At 59.6% G+C, this 12868-nt stretch carries 17 protein-coding genes and 1 pseudogene; 15 read left to right on the top strand and 3 right to left on the bottom strand.

The features are described from left to right. Positions 1 to 58 precede the first annotated feature (58 nt). From IEW00_RS01740 to IEW00_RS01730, 3 genes are all read left to right on the top strand, one after another. The gene (locus IEW00_RS01740; protein WP_188512633.1) at positions 59 to 976 is read left to right on the top strand and encodes a sulfite exporter TauE/SafE family protein; all 918 of its coding nucleotides are present in this window, start codon (positions 59 to 61) and stop codon (positions 974 to 976) included. A gap of 41 nt (positions 977 to 1017) precedes the next feature. Continuing rightward, entirely contained in the window at positions 1018 to 1737 is a 720-nt protein-coding gene (locus tag IEW00_RS01735) for a TIGR02186 family protein (protein WP_188512632.1), read from the top strand. A gap of 142 nt (positions 1738 to 1879) precedes the next feature. Further along, positions 1880 to 3541 (top strand): ATP-binding protein, encoded by a 1662-nt coding sequence (locus tag IEW00_RS01730; RefSeq protein WP_373282552.1) that lies wholly within the window; start codon positions 1880 to 1882, stop codon positions 3539 to 3541. A gap of 17 nt (positions 3542 to 3558) precedes the next feature. Here the strand turns inward: IEW00_RS01730 and IEW00_RS01725 are convergent, their stop codons facing one another. Further along, positions 3559 to 4299 (bottom strand): 7-carboxy-7-deazaguanine synthase QueE, encoded by a 741-nt coding sequence (locus tag IEW00_RS01725; protein ID WP_188512630.1) that lies wholly within the window; start codon positions 4297 to 4299, stop codon positions 3559 to 3561. A 104-nt stretch (positions 4300 to 4403) separates the two neighbouring features. Further along, positions 4404 to 5243: a TorF family putative porin gene (locus tag IEW00_RS01720; RefSeq protein WP_188512629.1), complete on the bottom strand. Its 840-nt coding sequence runs from the start codon at positions 5241 to 5243 to the stop codon at positions 4404 to 4406. A gap of 257 nt (positions 5244 to 5500) precedes the next feature. On the opposite strand from IEW00_RS01720, the gene IEW00_RS01715 reads away from it, so the two are divergent. The 7 genes from IEW00_RS01715 (at position 5501) to IEW00_RS17450 (ending at position 8890) form a co-directional block, all read left to right on the top strand. Beyond that, positions 5501 to 5887, top strand: a complete 387-nt coding sequence (locus tag IEW00_RS01715) for a hypothetical protein (RefSeq protein ID WP_188512628.1) — start codon at positions 5501 to 5503, stop codon at positions 5885 to 5887. Positions 5888 to 5993: 106 nt separating this feature from the next. After that, on the top strand, positions 5994 to 6491 hold the full coding sequence (locus IEW00_RS01710) for an MmcB family DNA repair protein (protein WP_188513057.1): 498 nt from the start codon (positions 5994 to 5996) through the stop codon (positions 6489 to 6491). A gap of 121 nt (positions 6492 to 6612) precedes the next feature. Further along, positions 6613 to 7575, top strand: a complete 963-nt coding sequence (locus IEW00_RS01705) for an IS1595 family transposase (RefSeq protein WP_188512627.1) — start codon at positions 6613 to 6615, stop codon at positions 7573 to 7575. Between the two features lie 233 nt (positions 7576 to 7808). Then, positions 7809 to 8087, top strand: coding sequence for a hypothetical protein (locus IEW00_RS01700; protein ID WP_229736750.1), 279 nt, complete (start codon positions 7809 to 7811; stop codon positions 8085 to 8087). A 127-nt stretch (positions 8088 to 8214) separates the two neighbouring features. Continuing rightward, complete coding sequence (locus IEW00_RS01695; RefSeq protein ID WP_188512625.1) at positions 8215 to 8613, top strand: hypothetical protein; 399 nt, start codon at positions 8215 to 8217, stop codon at positions 8611 to 8613. Further along, a complete protein-coding gene (locus IEW00_RS17570) occupies positions 8613 to 8747 on the top strand; it encodes a hypothetical protein (protein ID WP_268235776.1) in 135 nt (44 codons plus the stop codon). Before IEW00_RS01695 ends, IEW00_RS17570 begins: the two co-directional genes overlap by 1 nt. After that, positions 8744 to 8890 (top strand): hypothetical protein, encoded by a 147-nt coding sequence (locus IEW00_RS17450; RefSeq protein ID WP_229736749.1) that lies wholly within the window; start codon positions 8744 to 8746, stop codon positions 8888 to 8890. The genes IEW00_RS17570 and IEW00_RS17450 overlap by 4 nt, the downstream gene beginning before the upstream one ends. Positions 8891 to 9000: 110 nt before the next feature. On the opposite strand, the gene IEW00_RS01690 is transcribed toward IEW00_RS17450, so the two are convergent. Next, positions 9001 to 9390: a hypothetical protein gene (locus IEW00_RS01690; RefSeq protein WP_188512624.1), complete on the bottom strand. Its 390-nt coding sequence runs from the start codon at positions 9388 to 9390 to the stop codon at positions 9001 to 9003. A gap of 260 nt (positions 9391 to 9650) precedes the next feature. Here IEW00_RS01690 and IEW00_RS01685 point away from each other — a divergent pair, with 260 nt between their 5' ends. The 5 genes and pseudogenes from IEW00_RS01685 to IEW00_RS01665 all read left to right on the top strand — a co-directional run bounded on the left by IEW00_RS01685 (position 9651) and on the right by IEW00_RS01665 (position 12812). Further along, positions 9651 to 10127 carry a hypothetical protein gene (locus tag IEW00_RS01685; protein ID WP_188512623.1) on the top strand — a complete coding sequence of 159 codons (477 nt, stop codon included), beginning with the start codon at positions 9651 to 9653 and terminating at the stop codon, positions 10125 to 10127. Beyond that, positions 10124 to 10585 (top strand): annotated as a pseudogene (locus tag IEW00_RS01680) (terminase large subunit domain-containing protein); the annotation flags it as partial. The gene IEW00_RS01685 and the pseudogene IEW00_RS01680, both read left to right, overlap by 4 nt. Beyond that, positions 10575 to 10985 (top strand): DUF2793 domain-containing protein, encoded by a 411-nt coding sequence (locus IEW00_RS01675; protein ID WP_188512622.1) that lies wholly within the window; start codon positions 10575 to 10577, stop codon positions 10983 to 10985. The pseudogene IEW00_RS01680 and the gene IEW00_RS01675, both read left to right, overlap by 11 nt. Positions 10986 to 11206: 221 nt before the next feature. Next, positions 11207 to 12325: an OmpA family protein gene (locus IEW00_RS01670; RefSeq protein ID WP_188512621.1), complete on the top strand. Its 1119-nt coding sequence runs from the start codon at positions 11207 to 11209 to the stop codon at positions 12323 to 12325. A gap of 145 nt (positions 12326 to 12470) precedes the next feature. Next, positions 12471 to 12812 (top strand): HesB/IscA family protein, encoded by a 342-nt coding sequence (locus tag IEW00_RS01665; RefSeq protein ID WP_188512620.1) that lies wholly within the window; start codon positions 12471 to 12473, stop codon positions 12810 to 12812. Positions 12813 to 12868: the final 56 nt, after the last annotated feature.

Here is a 12868-nt window from a genome sequence, read left to right as displayed (position 1 = left end):
CTAGGTCGCGTGCCCTCTTCTGCTGGGCCCTTAAAGCGTCTAGCGTCGGGCTCATATCATGGACGTCTATCTTCCCATTGCGAATCTTTCGGTCAACGGCTTCGTGATTATCGGGCTGGGTGGGCTTGTGGGCATATTGTCGGGCATGTTTGGTGTCGGCGGAGGCTTTCTCACCACACCGCTGCTGATTTTCTATGGCATCCCGCCCACGGTGGCCGCCGCCTCTGCATCCACCCAGGTGACCGGGTCGAGCGTATCGGGCGTTATCGCGTACAGCCGCCGAAAGGGTGTAGACTACCAGATGGGCGGAGTGCTGGTGGTTGGCGGCATTTTCGGCACATTTGCCGGCGCCGCGCTGTTCCGTGCGCTGCAGCAGCTCGGCCAGATCGATACGGTGATCAACATCGTCTACGTGCTGCTGCTGGGCTCGATCGGCGGGATCATGGCGCGTGAAAGTCTGGCCAGCGTCCTTGCAATGCGGCGTGGCGAAAAGCTTCCCGCCAAGAAGCGCAGGCATCACCCGCTGGTTGCCAACCTGCCGCTGCGCTGGCGGTTCTACCGCTCAGGCCTCTATATCTCGCCGCTCGCGCCTTTGATCCTGGGATTTGCCACCGGAATATTGACGATCTTGCTCGGTGTCGGCGGGGGCTTCGTGATGGTTCCGGCAATGTTGTATCTGCTGGGCATGGGCGCGCAGGTCGTTGTGGGAACCTCGCTGTTCCAGATCCTGTTCGTAACGCTCGCATCGACGATGGTGCATAGCCTGACCACAAAGGCAGTGGATATCGTGCTGGCGGTACTGCTGCTGATCGGCAGCGTTACCGGCGCACAGATCGGCGCGCGCTTCGCGCAGAAGCTGCCACCGGAATATCTGCGGCTACTGCTCTCGGTGCTGGTGCTGCTGGTGGCCCTGCGGCTGGGGATCGGCCTGGGGTTCAGACCGGCGGAAATCTACTCGGTCGAGCTGCTGCCGTGAATGCGCTGCGACATTTAGCGCTGCTTGTTTGCGCCTGGCTGATGACCAGCGCTGCCACCGAACCGGTGCTGGTGCCGGAGGTATCGCAGCGCGACATCCAGATCAAATATGGGTTTACCGGGGCGGAACTGCTGCTGTTCGGTGCGATCGTCTACCCCGGTGGCACCCCGCCATCGGGCGACAATGATATCGTGGTTATCCTCAAGGGCCCGCCGCAATCGATCATTCTGCGCGAAAAGCAGAAGATCGCCGGCATCTGGATCAATGCGGCGAGCACCGAATTCCGCTCAGCGCCGGGCTATTACGCCGTGGCATCGTCGCGTCCGATCGACAAGATCGTCGATGAACGCACCGCGGCGATCTACGAATTCGGTCTTGGCAACCTCCAGCTGTCGCCTGCCGGATCGATCGACCCCAAGGAGCAGAGTCGTTTCCTTTCCGGGCTGGTCGATCTCAACCAGCGCGAAGGGCTTTACAAGCAGCAAGAGGGCAGTGTCGAAATCCTGGAAGGCGTGCTCTATCAGGCACGGCTGTCGATCCCGGCCAGCGTACCCACTGGCCTCTACACCGCTGAAACCTTTCTGGTGCGCGATGGCCAGGTGCTCGCCGCTGCGGTGCGCGAGATCGAGGTGCGCAAGTTTGGCTTCGAACGGTTCGTCGCCACGGCGGCCGAGTATCAGCCGTTCTTCTATGGGGTAAGCGCGGTACTGATTTCGCTGTTGCTGGGATGGCTGGGCGGGGTGGTCTTCCGCAAGATCTGATGCCTGCGCACCACCAGGAGCCAAGTCACGGGGTATAGAGAGAAAATTTACTGTCTCCTGTTAATCCGCCCGGTGCACCTGCAGCAGAAAGGCACCGGACTGCGCGATGACCGAGCTTAGCCCCAGGAGTTTTCAGGATCGTATGCCAGCAGCTCCTGCCGATGTCCCCGAATTGCCCCGGATGATCCAGCGCCCTGCAGAGCATTTGCGGATCGGTGAGGTCATCGAAATTGCAGGCTCCAGTTCTCAGGTGTTGCTCGACTCCAGCCGGCTGACCGCGTTGATGGAACACACCGATCCCAGCGTGTCGATGGCGGGGCAGGTGGGCAGCCAGGTCAAGATCCGCATGGGCGCCCGCTGGCTCGTCGCCAATGTGCGAACTCAGAGAATGCACCAGCGCGAGGCCGGGCTGATCGTCTGCCAGATCGATTTTCTGGGGGAAGGCGAAGAAGAAAAGCTGACCGGGCGGATCTTCAACTTCCGCCGCGGGGTCACGCGTTACCCGGTCCCAGGAACGCCGCTTTTCGCGATGACCAGCGCCGACCTGAAGCAGGTTTATGCCGCCGATGCGCGTCCGCATATCGAGATCGGCACGGTCTACCCCACCACAGATACCCGTGGCGCGCTATATGTCGATTCGCTGCTTGGCAAACATTTTGCGCTCTTGGGATCGACCGGCACTGGCAAGTCCACCGCAGCCGCGCTGATCCTGCATCGGATCTGCGACATGATGCCCGATGGGCATATCATGATGATCGATCCGCACGGTGAGTATGCCAGCGCGTTCAGTGAAAACGGTGCGCTGTTCAATGTCGGCAATCTCGCGATGCCGTACTGGCTGATGAATTTCGAGGAACATTGCGAAGTGTTTCTAACCTCGTCGGGCGCAGACCGGCAGACCGATGCCGAGATTCTGGCCAAGTGCCTGCTGGCTGCCAGGCTCAAGGGCAAGGCCGCGCAAGGGGCCTCGAAAGTCACCGTCGACACCCCGGTTCCTTACATGCTGTCCGATCTGGTGGCCAACATCCAGAATGAAATGGGCAAGCTCGACAAGGCGACTTCGAGTGCGCCGTTCCTCCGGATCAAGGGCAAGATTGAGGAAATCAAAAGCGATCCGCGCTACAGCTTCATGTTCTCCGGGATGCTGGTCGGCGACAACATGGCCGACTTCATCTCGAGGATCTTCCGCATGCCTGCCGACGGCAAGCCGATCTCGATCATCGACGTCTCTGGCGTGCCATCGGACATTACCTCGACGGTGGTGGCGGTGCTCAGCCGGATGGTGTTCGATTTTGCGATCTGGAGCCGCAAGGACCGGATCACGCCGGTGCTGCTGGTCTGCGAGGAGGCGCATCGATACATACCCTCGGACCGGGTGCTCGAGCACAGCGCGGTGCGCAACGTGCTCAGCCGCATCGCCAAGGAAGGCCGCAAGTACGGGGTATCGCTGGGGCTCATCACGCAGCGTCCATCCGATCTGTCTGAAGGCGTGCTGTCGCAGTGCGGAACGATCATTGCGATGCGTCTCAACAACGATCGCGATCAGGCGCATGTCCGCTCGGCGATGCCCGAAGGTGCACGCGGGTTCCTCGATTCGATCCCGGCGCTGCGCAACCGCGAATGTATCATCTGCGGCGAGGGCGTATCGATCCCGATCCGCATATCGTTCGACGATCTTGCCGAATCGCGTCGGCCTGCTTCTGATGATCCGCTGTTCAGCAGCCTGTGGTGCCAGCGTGGCGGCGAGAGCGAGATGGTCTCGCGCGTCGTCGGTCGGTGGCGCAATCAGGGCAGTCAACGCTAGGTCGATGCCGTGACCGTTCACGTCCCGCGCGTATCGCCATATAGGTGGATGTGCAGCCGGTCGGTAAACCGCCAGCCTTTGGCCAGGCACAACGGGCCAAGCCAGCGGCTGCGTTCGCGCAGTTCGGCCGGGCTGGTCCCCTCGGGCATCAGCAAAATGCGCTCACCCGATAGGCCAAAGCGTTGCGCCAGGATTGCGACCTCATCGGCATCCTGTGGGCTGGCGATTACGAATTTGAACCAGGCGCGCTGGTCCTGTGCATAGGTCAGTAATGCTGCCTCGTTGAGGCGAGCGGAATCTGGGTTGCCCGAATGGACGAGCTTGGGGGACAGGTTGAGCTGATCGACATGCCCGCCAAATGCCGGCGTCAGCGCGACTGTGGCGTTGCTTTCGATTTCGATATGGTAATCCGGCCCAAGTGCCTCGCACAATGCAACAAGCCCAGGCTGCTGTAGCAGTGGCTCACCCCCGGTGAAGACGATGTACCGACATCCAAACGCAGCGATCTGCTGCGCGACTTGGGCGGCGTCAAGGGTCAGGCTGTTGTCGCGTCGATCGAAAGTCTGCCTGCCGCGATGGTCGCCAGCATGGTCGGTAAAAAACCAGGTATACGGCGTGTCGCACCAGTGGCAGGCAAGGTTGCAGCCCGATAGCCGCACGAAAACCGATGGTCTTCCCGCAGACACTCCTTCGCCCTGCAGCGAATGGAAGATCTCGGGCTCTCCCGGATGAGTGGTAGCAAGGCGCAGTTTGGTCATGCGCTTGCGCCCATAGCGAAAAACAATCCGCTTGCCAAAAAAAGTGGCCGCATCTGTCGCAGACAGATGCGGCCACGCCCTCCAAAGGCGATATCAGCAGAGCATCAGAACGCTGCGGTAACCGCGAACACGAAGGCCGAGTCGGCGATCTGGCCGCCACCGGTGCGGAACTTTTGGAAGTTCGGCAGAAGATAGGCCGATTCGGCAGGTGTGATGTCGGTATCGACATAGGTCACGCTCAACGTCAGCGTGCCATAGACATTGACCGCCGCACCGAACGAATAGTCCCAATATTTGCCTGTCGGCGCGATGCTCGTGCCGTTGGGGCCAAGGCCGGGGTTTCCATCCGAATAGCCGATATGCGCGGTCAGGGTGACCGGAGTGTCCGGAATGCTGAACGCTGCATCGCCCGCAAGATACAGATTGTCCTGCTTTTGGCCGCGGCTGAACGGGGTGTTCGAGAAATTGCCCAGCGCTTCCTGCTTGGGCGCATAAAGCACCGAAGCCGTCAAAGTGACGGGGCCTGCGGTGCCCTTGAGCTTGGCGTAGCCTTCAAAGAAGTCGGTGTTGTCGAAACCGTCGGGATACATGTACCAGGTCACGCCGACATCGATGCCCGCCGAACCGACCGTGGTCGCATAGCCTGCGAACAGATCGACCTCCAGATTCGGACCACCAAAGGTTCCCCATCCTGCAAGGTTGGATCCCCATGTGCCGGCATAGAAGCCCGATTCGTGGCTTACGGTAAAGCCGCCCTGCAGCGCGACGCCTTCATCGGACTGCGATACGCCGCGGAAACGATAATCCGACACAAGGCCGACAGAGCCGGAAACGGTCACCGGCGGCGAGGCCTCTTGCTCCTGCGCGAACGCAGGGGTGGCAAATGCCGACGATACGAGAATTGCGAGGCCAGCAAGGCCCCGGTTGAATTTGGACGTACGCATGTTTTTCCTTTCAACTGGATGCGTTTCGTCCCGCCTGCGCTGCGATGGCGACCCTCTTTGAATACGACGTCCCTGGGCGTCAGATCGGGGTGCTCATGATCAGCGTCAGCAATGCTGCCGTGTCATGCTGCGCTGCACAAGAGAAAAATGCCAAAATATACAAGTTGGTTGAAAGATCGTGTCTTTTTCGCCACTCGTATCTATCCGTATCGGACCTTTAGAATGCCGTTAACTGTGCATCATTACTGTCAGCCATCATGTTTGCACCGCTTTCACCGATTCTCGCCGCAGATACGGCTTCCAACGATGACGCGCAGGACGTGCTCGACCGGATCGAGGCGGTCGCAACAGCGCTGTCTATCGTCGCCCGGTTGGCAGGGGTCCCCTATCGGCCTGCGTTTGGCGCATTGTCGCGCCGTGCAGATCTGTCGGCGATCCTGACTGCAGCGGCCCCTTGCGGGATTGATACTGCTGGGCGGGACCTGGTTACGCTTGGCATCGAGCTTCACGCCGGTCTGCTGGCACTGGAAAAAGCGCGGATGGCAGGACGGCTCAACCGCAGAGCGGCTGCGCTGCTGCATGATGAAGCCTCGGCGAGTTATTGCACCATTCTGGCGGCACTGGGATATACCACAACGCATTGACGCCGAGCTGGAAACGGAACCAGGCGCTGCCACGCCTTTCATTTGTTCCCCTTTTGTATTAGGATCGGGAATGACCCGAGCCAGCCTGCAACTTCCGACCGTCGTGATGGACGATCCCCTTGATGCCTCCCTGATCGCGCCAATAGGTCCGCTGCAGGGCGCGGCGGCGGTGGCGCGGGGCGTTGCCCGGCTGTTTCGCCGCAACCAGATCTGGGTTGCTCCCGAAATTGCGCTGCCCAACGGACGCCGCGCCGACCTGATGGGGATCGATGCGCGCGGGGCAATTGTGATCGTCGAGATCAAGGTATCGCGCGCCGATCTGTTGGGCGATTCCAAATGGCCCGAGTATCTCGATCATTGCGACCGGTTCTATTGGGGGCTTCCGCCCACGCTTGAGGCAGCCTTGGTTGAGGGGCCAGCATTTCTGCCGGAAACCACTGGGCTGATCGTCGCGGACGCCTACGATGCCGAGATCATTCGCTCTGCGGCAACCCGCCCGCTGTCGCCCGCACGCCGAAAGAGCGAAACCGCGCGGCTCGCCTGCCTGGCCCTGCGCAGGCTCAATCTGATACACGACCCTGCCCCGCCCGACGAGCGCGACTGATAACCATATAGGTTATTTTCGGTTGACATCGTGACGCTGATATGGCACAAATCAGGCGATTATGCACTTTACAAACCCAGCCTGATCTGGCATAGAATGCTCATTAACGGAGCATTTCACCATGTCGGTTCTCTCTTCCCCCTACTTCCACGATGAAGCCAAGGCTTTCGAATATCTGGAAAGCGTCGTGTGGGCGGATGGAGTTGCCTGCCCGCATTGCGGCGTGGTGGGTGGTCGGGTCTATGATCTGTCGGGCGTCCGCTCCAAGCCGAGCGTAAAGAACCCCGAAGGCGTTGTGCGTCATGGTCTGAAAAAGTGCGGTGAGTGCCGCAAGCAGTTCACCGTCAAGGTTGGCACTGTGTTTGAGCATGCGCGCATGCCGCTGCACAAGATGCTCCAGGCTGTGCATCTGATGGTTTCCAGCAAGAAGGGCATCAGCGCCCACCAGCTTAGCCGTGTGCTTGAAGTGCAGTATAAGAGTGCATGGTTCCTTGCCCACCGGATCCGCGAAGCAATGCGCTCTGGCGATCTGTCGGTTCCGTTCGGTTCGGGCGGCACGCCGGTTGAGGTTGACGAAACCTACTTTGGCCAGCGCAGCGGCATGAAGAAGGCTCGCGGCGGCCACGCTCACAAGCTTGGCGTTCTGGCGCTGCTTGACCGTGACAGCGGCACCATGCGCTCGTTCACGTTCGACAAGTTCCGCGCAGACGAAGTGCACCCGATCGTGCGTGCCAACATCTCGCGCGAAGCTCGTTTGATGACGGACGAAGCCAAGATGTATAAGAAGCTGGGCAAGGAATTTGCCGAGCACGGCACCACGCTGCACGGCATCCGCCAGTATGTCGATTACTCGGACCGCACCATCCACACGAACACCGTTGAAGGCGCGTTCTCGATCTTCAAGCGCGGCATGAAGGGGGTTTACCAGCATTGCGGCGAACAGCATCTGCACCGCTATCTGGCAGAGTTCGAGTTCCGCTATAACAACCGGATCGCCAACGGCATTGATGACCGCCAGCGGGCGCGCACGGCGGTGGCTGGCATCGTTGGCAAGCGACTGATGTATCAACCAGTTGATTGCTAATCGGCCTGCATGTGGGGCTATGGCCCGGAAAAACAGGCGCCGGCACCGTAAGCGGAAAACTTAGTTTAAGCCGTTGTAGGATATTTCCTATTTCGTGGTAAATTCGCTAGCAGAAAATTTTTTACCCCTGAATCTCTTGACTTTTTTGCAAGGTAAAGCTACCGCCTTCTAGGCGGTAGCTTCGGGTGGCGGTATAGACAATGTTCATCTCTTACCCCTTATATAAGCATGCTATGACGTATGAACTCGATCCCATTATGCGCGATGAAATTGAGCGCGCGATCCGGTCGCAGTTTCCGGACGGCACCGTCGCGGGCGTCACTGTCGTATCGATGGATACATCGGATGGCGAGCCCGTAATTGAGGTCCGCGTTGAGTTCCACGAAAAGCCAGAAACCAGCAAGCTGCGGAACCTCGTCCGCTCTGTCGTCCCTGATATAAGCAGGTTAGAAGCCGGGTTCCCTGTTTTTTCATTCGGATCTCGACGCGCGTTGGCAGGTGCATCCGCCTGATCTATTGAGCACGGCGGAGTGCCTTCTGCATCAGCAGGATACGCAGCCGACCGAATGCGATCTACGTCGAGCCCAAAGCACGATTTACTATGCGCTCTTTCATTGCCTTGCCCGCGATGCCGCAGACATGCTGGTGGGAGAGGATGGTGTTGAACGTAGCGACCGCGCTTGGATGCAGGTCTACCGGGCGCTAAATCATAACACAGTCTTTAGTCGGTGTGACAGTGATATGATAGACAGGTTTCCGCCTCAAATTGGCGAGTTTGGCTATTACTTCAAAGCATTCCAGTTAAAGCGGCATGAGGCCGATTATAGCCCAGTCGTGGAAATAGATCTGGATTCGGTGAGGCAAGACCTTGATATTGCTAAGGGCGTGATTGAGGATTTTTTAGGCCAGTCCCGTAAGCACCGCAGGGCATTTGCAGCCTACTTAATTGTCGAACAGAGAAACAACAAAATCATAAAGCGGAGGGGGTACCCGAAGCTGGACAACGGGACGACGCAGGCCGGAAAGGCAGAAGCATAATGGAACCTAGCAAAATCCAACTCGACAAGTTCAAGCAGGCCGCGCGCGATCTGGAAACAGATGACGACCCAAAGCGCTTTTCTGACCGGCTAGGCAAGCTGGTGAAGCACAAGCCGGTCGAGAAGCCAGAATGACGATTGAGGCCGTTGTGATCGCAGTGGTTGGCGTGGTGCTAGCCACCATCCAAATTGTGTCAGCCAGTGAAACTGAAAAGCGGTTAGACCGGATTGCTGGCCAGTTGCAGCGGCTGGCGGATGAACTTTCGAGCCGTAACTAGGGCTTGTGGTATTATAATACCTGTGGTATCTAGATACCACTATGGGACACGCTTCTGATTGCGCCGTTCATGACGGCCCTGCGTTTCTGCCCGGACCGTGTGACTGCGGTCTAGAACTCTGCGTCAATGATACGGAATTGTTTCGCCCCCTTGCTGTAATCGGCAGGCTGGGTGGGCATTGGGAGATCAGACAGCGCAACGTCGAAGCATTCATCAAAGCAGAACAGGCCCCACTTGGGCACGGTACCAGAATTCGACTGACCATCGATCTGCCATGCACTCATGGCTGGCCTTCCTGCTTGGGTGAGCCCGACTGTGAAGACGCCGACGACGCGATAGCAGCCGTGATAAGTGAAGGTGAGGCAGCGGCGTTGGGCAAGTGCCAGTAAGGCGTCTTGGCGACTCTTTGCAGCTGCGAGCGGGTTTTTAGGCCATACGCGCTCGATAGGCTTGGCTTTGGTCAGGCGTGGCATTTTAAATGGCTTGATCGGCCTACGCATCTAATCCCCCCGAGTCGTTACTCGGCAAGGCTGCGCTGATGCAGCGCCAGAGTCGATCCCCGTTATTTCCGGGGTCCGCAAACCAACCCGGTTAGCCGTCAAAACCCGCAACCCACGCATTTCCGCCATGGGTTTGTAAGATGCATAATCGCCACAAATCATGAAGATCGAGATGAAGCGAGTCGGGCAAATGGCCTGACGGGACGCTCTCTCGACCGTGATTTACTTTTTCGCGTGACCACGTTTGCGGAGATTCCCGTTTGTCCGAAACTGTGTCGGAGGAATGCCTGCGGGCGTTTCTCGATCATCTGGCTGAAACGTCGAACGTTTCAGTCGCGGCAAAGCGTGCGGGGATATCGCGCTCGGCGGTGTACCGGTTGCGTGCGATCAGCCCCGCGTTCAGCAACGGCTGGCAGTCGGCGATTGCGACCGGCTATGACGAGCTGGAATTCCGGATGCTCAAGACCGCGCGGTTCGGTACGCTCAAGCCCGTCAAGCGGCCCGATGGCAGCATCGGCCGCGCGACCGAATATGACGATGCGCAGGGCCTCAAGCTGCTTATGGCGTACAAGGCGAATGTCGAAAAGGGACGCAATGAGGGGGCAGGCGGCGATGTAGTGGCAGCGGTAGTCGCCCGCGACCAGCTTGCCGCGACGCTTGAACAGATCCGCCAGCGGCTGGATACCGCTATCGGCACGGACCAGTCCGAAGATCGCGACGCGGCGCCAGCGCAATGACCGGGCGCTCGCTCGCCGAGCGGCTGGCGGCAATGCCGGCTGCTGCGGCGCGGCGCTATATCAACGGGATGAGCGATGCAGCGGCAATGGGCCTCGCGCATCATTGGCAGTTCTGGGCGAGGCCCGGCCAGATTGCTCCGGAGGGAGACTGGCGGATCTGGCTGATCATGGCCGGGCGCGGCTTTGGCAAGACCCGCGCCGGGGCCGAATGGGTGCGCGCGATCGGCGAGGCGCTGCCCGATGCGCGGATCGCGCTGGTCGCAGCGAACCTCGCCGAAGCGCGCAGCGTTATGGTGGAGGGGCAGAGCGGGCTGCTGGGAATCGCGCCCGATGCCACGCGGCCACACTGGGAGCCATCGTTGCGCCGGTTGCGCTGGCCCGGCGGGGCGCAGGCGATGCTGTATTCCGCCGCTGAGCCCGAGAGCCTGCGTGGTCCGGAGCATAGCCATGCTCGCTGCGCAGGCGCAAAAGGAAATTACCCACAACGAAGCGTTGGCATTGATCGACGCGCTGCTCAGCGGATGCACCGAGTCGAAGGTTTCAGATCCTGCGACCCTGGATTTGGCCGAGGGAAGGGTGTGGATCGTCGATGAGGCACCTGTCGGGGCATGGGCGGGGAGAGCTGGCACCATCGCCGTCTTTACCGCAGGCGGTTGGCGCTTTGTCACACCGGTAGCAGGAATGCGGATGTACGATCGAGACCGAGCGATCGTGCGCATTTTCGATGGAGGTGCATGGCGTGGGGCAACCTCGGCTGCCGAGCCAACAGGCGGCACGGTTATCGATCTTGAAGCACGTAACGCCCTTAGCGCGGTGTTGATGGCTCTGCGACAATTTGGCCTGCTTGACGCTACATGATTGATCTCATGGATATTCTACTGTTATGATTCGAAAATGACAGGCGCGGTCGATCCAGTCTTCAAGGACGGGTCGGCAACAACCACTTTTTGTCCGACACACCCTGAAATGGCGACATTTCGGCAACACTATCGGCAAAACCGCGCTTGCGTGGCAACTAGGTTGGGGTTAGTAACGTTCCCGAGTTGTCGTTTCAAATCCTAATTATAAGGGGAATATCTATGCGCAAGTTAGTCATAGGACTGGCGTTGGCATCTACCGCCCTGACCACACCGGCGTTTGCCCGTGATGGCGAGTGGTACGTTGGCGTCGAAGGCGGCGCCATGATCGTTGAGGATATCGAGTTCGATGTCGGCGCGGTCAGCAATGCGGTGATCGTGAATGCAGACACCGGTTATGATGTCGGCGGTATCGTCGGTTACGATTTCGGCCCCTTCCGTATGGAAGCCGAAGTCAGCTATCGTGAAGCTGACCTGACCGATGTGCAGAGCACTGTCGCAATCGCACGCGGTGCGCCCCTTCCTGCTTTGATCGGTAGCTCGAATGCAGTTGGTTCGGCCAACGTTCTGGCGTTCATGCTTAACGGCCTGGTCGACTTCGGCGACAACGATGGCCTTCAGGGCTTTATCGGTGGCGGCGTCGGTGTTGCCCGTACGGATATCACTGCAGCAGCTACCAACCCCGGCCGTTCGGCATTCCTGAACGACTCCGACACCGGCTTCGCATGGCAGGTTCTCGCTGGCGTTCGTGCTCCGCTCAGCGACAGCTGGGACGTGGGTCTGAAGTATCGCTTCTTCAACAGCGACTCGGTCAGCCTGATCGACGCTGGTGGTCGTGATTTCGATGGCCGCTTCCGCAGCCACTCGATCCTGGGCAGCATCATCTACAACTTCGGTGGTGAAGAAGCGGCTCCGCCTCCTCCTCCCCCGCCGCCGCCTCCTCCGCCACCGCCGCCTCCTCCGCCACCTCCGCCGCCGCCTCCGCCGGTTTGCGAGAAGGGTCCGTACATCGTGTTCTTCGACTTCGACAAGTCGAACATCACGCCGGAAGCAGCGACCATTCTGGACAACGCCGTGGCAGCCTATGGCAGCTGTGGTTCGGTTCCGATCATGCTCGCAGGTCACGCCGACCGTTCGGGTGCAGCCAGCTACAACGTTGGTCTGTCTCAGCGCCGTGCCGACTCCGTTCAGGCCTACTTGGTCTCGCGGAACATCCCGGCAAACGCGATCAGCACTCAGGCATTCGGGGAAACCCAGAACCGCGTGCAGACCGCCGATGGCGTTCGCGAACTTCAGAACCGTCGTGTGGAAATCACGTACGGTCCAGGTTCGGGCATGTAAGCCACTCGCCGGGTCGAAAGATCTGGCAGCAAAATTGGGGTCGGTCTTCGGACCGGCCCCTTTTTTGTTTTGGGGGCGGGCGCAGCCATAATCGCTTGGCAGGTGGCGGCTTGTCGCTGCGGCCCGGAAGGCTTATGTTGGGCTCATGGACCATACCGCAACCACCGACATCATCCTCACCCCCAGCGCTGCAAGCCGTGTGGCTGCAATCGCGGCCAAGCAGGGCAAACCTGCCGTGCTCCGCCTGTCGGTGGAAGGTGGCGGGTGTTCGGGCTTTCAATATCGCTTCGGCCTAGCAGATGCGCCGGAACACGGTGACACCGTCGCTATCCAGGATGGTGTGTCGCTCGTTGTCGATGAGACGAGCCTGGATCTGGTGCGCGGCAGCGCGGTCGATTTTGTCGAATCGCTTGGCGGTTCGGCGTTTCAGGTGACCAATCCCAATGCCGCCTCGGGGTGTGGCTGCGGTTCGAGTTTTTCGATCTGACCCTTCGGTCAGAATCCAGCAGGAACAACTGTAGTTTCGGAGACGGAACCGTTCGG

The organism is Blastomonas aquatica (genome assembly GCF_014639875.1).
Taxonomy (GTDB): Bacteria; Pseudomonadota; Alphaproteobacteria; order Sphingomonadales; family Sphingomonadaceae; genus Blastomonas; species Blastomonas aquatica.
This window is presented reverse-complemented; position numbering and strand designations above follow the sequence as displayed.

Coding starts and splice junctions, on each gene's coding strand:
- IEW00_RS01740 (WP_188512633.1), top strand. CDS start 59: ATGGACGTCTATCTTCCCATTGCGAATCTTTCGGTCAACGGCTTCGTG.
- IEW00_RS01735 (WP_188512632.1), top strand. CDS start 1,018: ATGACCAGCGCTGCCACCGAACCGGTGCTGGTGCCGGAGGTATCGCAG.
- IEW00_RS01730 (WP_373282552.1), top strand. CDS start 1,880: ATGCCAGCAGCTCCTGCCGATGTCCCCGAATTGCCCCGGATGATCCAG.
- IEW00_RS01725 (WP_188512630.1), bottom strand. CDS start 4,299: ATGACCAAACTGCGCCTTGCTACCACTCATCCGGGAGAGCCCGAGATC.
- IEW00_RS01720 (WP_188512629.1), bottom strand. CDS start 5,243: ATGCGTACGTCCAAATTCAACCGGGGCCTTGCTGGCCTCGCAATTCTC.
- IEW00_RS01715 (WP_188512628.1), top strand. CDS start 5,501: ATGTTTGCACCGCTTTCACCGATTCTCGCCGCAGATACGGCTTCCAAC.
- IEW00_RS01710 (WP_188513057.1), top strand. CDS start 5,994: ATGGACGATCCCCTTGATGCCTCCCTGATCGCGCCAATAGGTCCGCTG.
- IEW00_RS01705 (WP_188512627.1), top strand. CDS start 6,613: ATGTCGGTTCTCTCTTCCCCCTACTTCCACGATGAAGCCAAGGCTTTC.
- IEW00_RS01700 (WP_229736750.1), top strand. CDS start 7,809: ATGACGTATGAACTCGATCCCATTATGCGCGATGAAATTGAGCGCGCG.
- IEW00_RS01695 (WP_188512625.1), top strand. CDS start 8,215: ATGCTGGTGGGAGAGGATGGTGTTGAACGTAGCGACCGCGCTTGGATG.
- IEW00_RS17570 (WP_268235776.1), top strand. CDS start 8,613: ATGGAACCTAGCAAAATCCAACTCGACAAGTTCAAGCAGGCCGCGCGC.
- IEW00_RS17450 (WP_229736749.1), top strand. CDS start 8,744: ATGACGATTGAGGCCGTTGTGATCGCAGTGGTTGGCGTGGTGCTAGCC.
- IEW00_RS01690 (WP_188512624.1), bottom strand. CDS start 9,390: ATGCGTAGGCCGATCAAGCCATTTAAAATGCCACGCCTGACCAAAGCC.
- IEW00_RS01675 (WP_188512622.1), top strand. CDS start 10,575: ATGCTCGCTGCGCAGGCGCAAAAGGAAATTACCCACAACGAAGCGTTG.
- IEW00_RS01670 (WP_188512621.1), top strand. CDS start 11,207: ATGCGCAAGTTAGTCATAGGACTGGCGTTGGCATCTACCGCCCTGACC.
- IEW00_RS01665 (WP_188512620.1), top strand. CDS start 12,471: ATGGACCATACCGCAACCACCGACATCATCCTCACCCCCAGCGCTGCA.